The sequence below is a fragment of the Pseudolysinimonas sp. genome (genome assembly GCF_044239695.1).
In the GTDB taxonomy this organism is placed as follows: Bacteria; Actinomycetota; Actinomycetes; order Actinomycetales; family Microbacteriaceae; genus Pseudolysinimonas_A.
The window spans coordinates 1-5,827 of sequence record NZ_JBIIAW010000139.1; the positions used below are offsets into that span (position 1 = coordinate 1).

The following is a 5,827-nucleotide window of genomic DNA, read 5'->3' on the forward strand; positions in this document are numbered from 1 at the left end:
CGCACGACGCGCCCACCCGCGAGCCGCGCGCGGATCGACAGGTCCAGCCCCGCATCGACGCTCGGCAGCCCGCGATCGGGCCCGCCCAGCAGATCCCACATCGTGCGGCGCACCAGCATCCCGGGCAGGACGACTCCGAGCACGTCGTCGTCGGAGTCGTGCTGCGACTGGTCCAACTCGTCGTCGGCGAGCGGGATGGTGACCCCGCGCTGCGAGATGCTCTCGCCGAAGGAGCGCAGCCGTCCCCGGTCATCGGGGTCGACGAGCTTCGGCCCTGCGATCACGACCGACGGCGCGACCTCGACCGCGGCCAGGAGGCGGGCGAGCGCGTCGGACTCGGGCTCCGCGTCGGCCGGCAGGAGCCACAGCCAGTCGTCGCCCCCGGCCGAAGGAAGCCCGGCGACGACGCGCGCGAGCGGGGTGCCCGCCGAGACGACGACGACGTCATCGGGACGGCGGGTCTGAGCCGCGAGGGCGCGCTCGGCGGTGTCGCCGCCGTCGCGGGCGACGAGGATCGCGGTCACCCCGGGCACCTGTCGAGGCTAAGCGCGTGTCATCGCGAGTCGGGGAGGACGCGCTGACGACCGCCTCGGTGGTCGAGTAGCGGCCGCCGGCCGCTGGGCCCACGCCGCCCGTTCAGGGCGGTGGGGAGCCAGACCCCTACGCCGACTTCGACGACCGACGCAGGCGACGACGCTCGCGTTCGGAGAGCCCGCCCCAGATGCCGAAGCGCTCGTCGTTCTGCAGGGCGTAGTCGAGGCACTGGGCCTTGACCTCGCACGTCGTGCAGATGCGCTTGGCATCGCGCGTCGAGCCGCCCTTCTCGGGGAAGAACGCCTCGGGGTCGGTCTGCGCGCAGAGCGCGTCGGTCTGCCACGACAGCGGGTTGTCGTCGTCGACGACCTGCGGGCGCAACCCGGGGATACCGAGTCGCACCGGATCGACGAACCAGTCGTCCGGAACGGACGGCCGGTAGGTCGGCGAGGCCGTGTGGGACGGGACCGTGCTGTTGCCAGCCATCTCGTGTCTCGTCATCGTGGTGCCCCTTCGGATGTAACCGCCACCCCCCGCTGGGCGCTGGTCCTAATTACACCGCTGTCATTCGTCCGCGTCAAGTCGCAGATCATAAGTCGCAGCTGTGGTTGAAGGTTGTCACGACGCGCCGAGCTGGGCCGTGGCGCGAAACCGACTCAGGAGGTCACTGCCGCCGTACGCGCCGCCCACGCGCTCGCCACCATGTCATCGAGGGAGTGACGCATCCGCCAGTCCAGGTCCCGGGCGGCGAGGTCTCCGTTCGCGACGATGCGCGGCGGGTCGCCGGGCCGGCGCGGGGCGACCTCCGGCTCGAACGCAATGCCGGTGACCCGCGCGATCGCCGCCATGATCTCGGCGACGGAGACCCCGGACCCGCTCCCCAGGTTGTAGGCCGCCTCGAGAGGCTCCCCGGCATCCAGTCTCTTCGCCGCCGCGACGTGCGCCTTCGCGATGTCGGACACGTGCACGTAGTCGCGCACGTTGGTGCCGTCGGGCGTCGGGTAGTCGTCGCCGTTGATGCGCGGGGTGGCCCCGCTCAGGAGCGCCTCGAAGACCAACGGGAACAGGTTGTGCGGGCTCACGTCGCGAATGCTCGGATCCCCCGATCCGACGACGTTGAAGTAGCGCAGCGAGGTGTGGCGCAGGCCCGCAGCGACCTCCTGGTCGCGCAGCAGCCATTCGCCGATCAACTTCGACTCGCCGTACGGAGACTGGGGCGCCTTCGGGGTGTCTTCCGTGACCAGGTCGACGTCGGGAGTGCCGTAGACCGCAGCGCTCGAGGAGAACACCATCTTCTGCACGCCGCGGTCCTGCATCGCACCGAGCAGCACGGTCGTGCCGTCGACGTTCTGCTCGTAGGTGTGCAGCGGTCGCTGTACCGAGACCCCCGCGTACTTGAAGCCGGCGACGTGCACGACGCCGGTGACGTCGTGCTCCTCGATGACCCGCTCGAGCAGCGCGCCATCGAGGATGGTCCCCCGCGTGAACGACACGCGGCCGGGGATGAACCCGAGTTCGCCGGTGGAGAGGTCGTCGAGAACGGTCACCGGGATGTCGGCGGCCAGGAACTCCCGCACGACATGGGCGCCGATGTAGCCGGCGCCGCCGGTCACGAGCCAGGTCACTCTCCCAGATTAGAGGGCGGAGAGCGGGGTGCCCGGCGCGTCCGACCAGACGGGCGCGGGCGCGCCGCGACCCCGGGCGGTCCGGAGGAGGGAGTCGACGGCGATCACGGTGAGGGTGAGAAGGAGGGCCATGGCAGAAACGCTATGAGTTGCTCATTCCCGCCACGAGTGGCAGGATCGCCATAGATCGACACATAGCTGCCAGGAGGAGCCCGTGCTCACGAAGATCGTCTGTCTCGTCCTGCCGGGGACCGCACCGTTCGAGTTCGGGGTCATCTGCGAGGTCTTCGGAATCGACCGCTCCGCGATGGGCGGCCCGGCGTTCGACTTCCACGTCGCGACGGCCGACCCCGGACCCGTGATGTCGAGCCTCGGTTTCACGATGGACATCCGCAACGACCTGTCGATCGCCGACGACGCCGACTTGGTCGCCGTGCCCGCCCACCTGATCGGCACCGAGACCGTCGACGAGCGCTACCTCGACGTCGTTCGTGCGGCCGCCGACCGGGGGGCCTGGGTGCTGAGCGTGTGCAGCGGCGCCTTCGTGCTCGCGCAGGCGGGCATCCTCGACGGGCGCCGCGCGACGACCCACTGGATGCACACCGACCGGCTCGCCCGGCGCTTTCCGAAGATCGACGTCGACCCGGATGTGCTCTTCGTGCAGGACGGGAAGATCGTGACCGGAGCGGGCACAGCCGCGGGCATCGACGCCGCACTGCACATCGTGCGGGTCGAGCACGGCGCCGCGGCCGCGAACGTCGTCGCCCGCCGCATGGTCGTGCCCCCGCAGCGCGACGGCGGGCAGTCGCAGTACATCCTCTCCCCCGTCCCCGAGCGCCGGGCCGACTCGTTCGCCGAGGTCACCGACTGGATGCTCGAGCACCTCGACGAGGACCTCACCGTCGATCAGCTCGCCCGCAAGGCGCTCATGTCGTCGCGCACGTTCGCCCGGCGCTTCCGGGCCGACCTCGGCACGACGCCGGCCGCTTGGCTCAACCGGCAGCGCATCCTGCGCGCGCAGCAGTTGCTCGAGCAGACCGACGACGGCCTGGAGCATGTCGCTCGCGCGGCCGGATTCGGCACCGCGGCCGTGATGCGGCACCACTTCCTCAAGGTGCTGCAGACGACTCCGACCGCCTACCGCCGCACGTTCAGCTGCCGGGACGACGAGGCCATGGCGGGATAGTTCAGACCGCGCGCGCGATCACCACGCGGCCGTCGAGGCGGACGCGGGCGTCGGCAGCCGCCCCGAACCCCGGTGCCGCGACCTGCATCCCCTCCGCGTCCGCCTCGCCGTCCAGCACGACGAGCAAGGCGGGGGCGTCGGCATCCAGATCGCGCTCCCCGCGGGATTCGAGCAGCTCCCAGCCCGCTCCGATCGGCGCGAACACCGCCAGACCGTCCGCGGTCGCCGGCGCGAGCCGCGGGTCGGCGACGGGGGTGAAATCGACGATGCGCAGCAACTCGGGGACGTCGACGTGCTTCGGGGTGAGGCCGCAGCGCAGCACGTTGTCGCTCGGCCCCATCAGTTCGATGCCGAGGCCCGAGAGGTAGGCGTGGATGTTGCCGGCAGGCAGGTAGAGCGCCTCGCCGTGGGCGAGCACCACGGTATGCAGGAGGAGCGAGATCACGACGCCGGGATCTCCGGGGTAGTGAGCGGCGAGCAGCCGCACGGTCGCCCACGAGTCGCCGTCGGCATCCCGGGCGATCGCCGTCACCTCCGCCACGACCTCGGCGACGTCGGGATGCCCGGAGAGCAACCACTCGAAGGTCGCCGGCAAGTCGGCATCCGCCCGCAACCCGGGGAGGAGGCCCGGGCGGACGGCATCCAGAACGGTACGGGTCTCGGTCACCGGTCGGAAGCCGCACAGCGCCCGGAACTCCTCGCTCAGCGCGTAGATCATCTCGGGCTTCGCGTGCGGATCCTTGTAGTTGCGGTGCGGGGCGTCGACCGGGATGCCGGCGGCGTTCTCCCGGGCGAAACCCTCCTGCGCCTGCGCGGTCGTCGGATGGGCCTGAAGCGACAGCGGGGTGCCCGCGGCGAGGATCTTGAGCAGGAACGGCAGCTCGCCGACGAGGTCGCGGAGGTCGCCGTCGCGACCGACGACCCGCGAGGGCGAACCCGCATGCGTGCCGAGCCAGATCTCCGCCTGGGGCCGGCCGTCAGGTGCGACACCGAGCAACTCGGGGATGAGGGTGGTCGAACCCCACGCGTAGTCGCGCGGCTCGTTGGTGATCTCCACGAACATCAGGCGGGTCCTCCCCCGTCGGCCTTGCACCAAAGTACCAATGCCGTTGGCCCCCGGCCCCCGCATCCGTAGGCTCGCGCCATGACCTTCAGCACGCTCACCAGCGACTTCTACGGATTCGAGAACGGCCTCGAGGACCGCGAGAAGGAGGTGCTCGCGAACCTGCGGCACTATCTCGAGACCGAGGTGAAGCCCCTCGTCAACGACCTGTGGGCTCGCGCGGAATGGCTGCCGGCGCACGTGGTGACGGGGCTCGCCGACCTCGGCCTGTTCGGGATGCCGTGGGCCGAGACCCAGCCCTTCGAGAACTCCGCGGTCTTCCGCGGCTGGGTCGCGCTGGAACTCGCACGGATCGACGCATCCGTCGCCACGCTCGTGGGCATGCAGAACGGTCTGGTCATGGGAGCCGTCGGCGTCGCCGGGTCGCCGGAGCAGCGCGCCGAATGGCTGCCGAAGTTCGCGTCGGGCGAATGGCTGGGCTGCTTCGCGCTCACCGAGCCGCTGTCGGGCTCCGACTCCGCCCAGGGGCTGCGGACGACCGCCACCCCCGACGGCGACGACTGGATCCTCAACGGCTCGAAGCGCTGGATCGGCAACGGCACGATCGCGACGCACTCGATCGTCTGGGCGAAGTCCACCGAAGACGGCCAGGTGAAGGGCTTCCTGGTGCCGACCACCTCGGCGGGCTGGAGCGCCACCAAGATCGAGAACAAGCAGGCGCTGCGGATCGTGCAGAACGCCGACATCACGCTGACGGATGTCCGCGTGCCGGGCGCTCTCAAGCTGGCCAACGCGAACTCGTTCCGCGACACCGCCGCGGTGCTGCGCCTCACCCGCGCCGAGGTGGCCTGGGCAGCCGTCGGCAACTCGATCGGCGCCTACGAGGGTGCCGTTCGCTATGGCTCCGAGAGAGTGCAGTTCGGCAAGACGATCGACGGCCACCAGCTCATCCAGGAGCACTACTCGAAGATGCTCGGCAACATCACCTCCTCGATCGCCCTCTGCACCCGGGTCTCGGCGATGCTCGACTCCGGGGAGCAGCGCGACGAGCATGCGGCGCTGGCGAAGGAGTTCACCACCTCGCGGATGCGCGAGACGGTGGCCTGGGCGCGCGAGTCGATGGGCGGCAACGGCATCGTGCTCGACTACGACGTCATCCGGCACTTCGCGGATGCCGAGGCGCTCTACTCCTACGAGGGCACGCGGGAGATGAACGCCCTCATCGTCGGGCGTGCGATCACGGGGAAGGCCGCCTTCGTCTGAGTCGTGCGCGGATAGAGTTGCGCCCGACAGCCTGATGCCGGACCACGGCGGACGGTCCGACGTCAGACGTCCTCCCCGCAAACTCCCGGAGCCCTCATGATCCTGCGCCTGTTCACCTCGGAGTCCGTGACCGAGGGGCACCCGGACAAGATCTGC

Annotated in this window: 7 protein-coding genes; 2 read left to right on the forward strand and 5 right to left on the reverse strand. The window is 70.4% G+C overall.

Features of this window, described 5'->3' with window-relative positions:
• The 4 genes from ACILQS_RS15005 to ACILQS_RS15020 all read right to left on the reverse strand — a co-directional run.
• On the reverse strand, positions 1-533 hold a 533-nt coding region (locus ACILQS_RS15005), incomplete at its 3' end, for a glycosyltransferase family 2 protein (RefSeq protein WP_395640929.1).
• A gap of 127 nt (positions 534-660) precedes the next feature.
• Positions 661-1,020, reverse strand: coding sequence for a WhiB family transcriptional regulator (locus ACILQS_RS15010; protein WP_395640935.1), 360 nt, complete (start codon positions 1,018-1,020; stop codon positions 661-663).
• Positions 1,021-1,190: 170 nt separating this feature from the next.
• Positions 1,191-2,159, reverse strand: a complete 969-nt coding sequence (gene galE / locus ACILQS_RS15015; protein WP_395640930.1) for a UDP-glucose 4-epimerase GalE — start codon at positions 2,157-2,159, stop codon at positions 1,191-1,193.
• 9 nt (positions 2,160-2,168) lie between these two features.
• Positions 2,169-2,291: a hypothetical protein gene (locus ACILQS_RS15020; RefSeq protein ID WP_395640931.1), complete on the reverse strand. Its 123-nt coding sequence runs from the start codon at positions 2,289-2,291 to the stop codon at positions 2,169-2,171.
• Between the two features lie 82 nt (positions 2,292-2,373).
• On the opposite strand from ACILQS_RS15020, the gene ACILQS_RS15025 reads away from it, so the two are divergent.
• Positions 2,374-3,345 carry a GlxA family transcriptional regulator gene (locus ACILQS_RS15025; RefSeq protein WP_395640932.1) on the forward strand — a complete coding sequence of 324 codons (972 nt, stop codon included), beginning with the start codon at positions 2,374-2,376 and terminating at the stop codon, positions 3,343-3,345.
• A 1-nt stretch (position 3,346) separates the two neighbouring features.
• Here the strand turns inward: ACILQS_RS15025 and manA are convergent, their stop codons facing one another.
• Positions 3,347-4,408 (reverse strand): mannose-6-phosphate isomerase, class I, encoded by a 1,062-nt coding sequence (gene manA / locus ACILQS_RS15030; protein WP_395640933.1) that lies wholly within the window; start codon positions 4,406-4,408, stop codon positions 3,347-3,349.
• Between the two features lie 81 nt (positions 4,409-4,489).
• Here manA and ACILQS_RS15035 point away from each other — a divergent pair, with 81 nt between their 5' ends.
• On the forward strand, positions 4,490-5,671 hold the full coding sequence (locus tag ACILQS_RS15035; protein ID WP_395640934.1) for an acyl-CoA dehydrogenase family protein: 1,182 nt from the start codon (positions 4,490-4,492) through the stop codon (positions 5,669-5,671).
• The last annotated feature ends 156 nt before the right edge of the window (positions 5,672-5,827 follow it).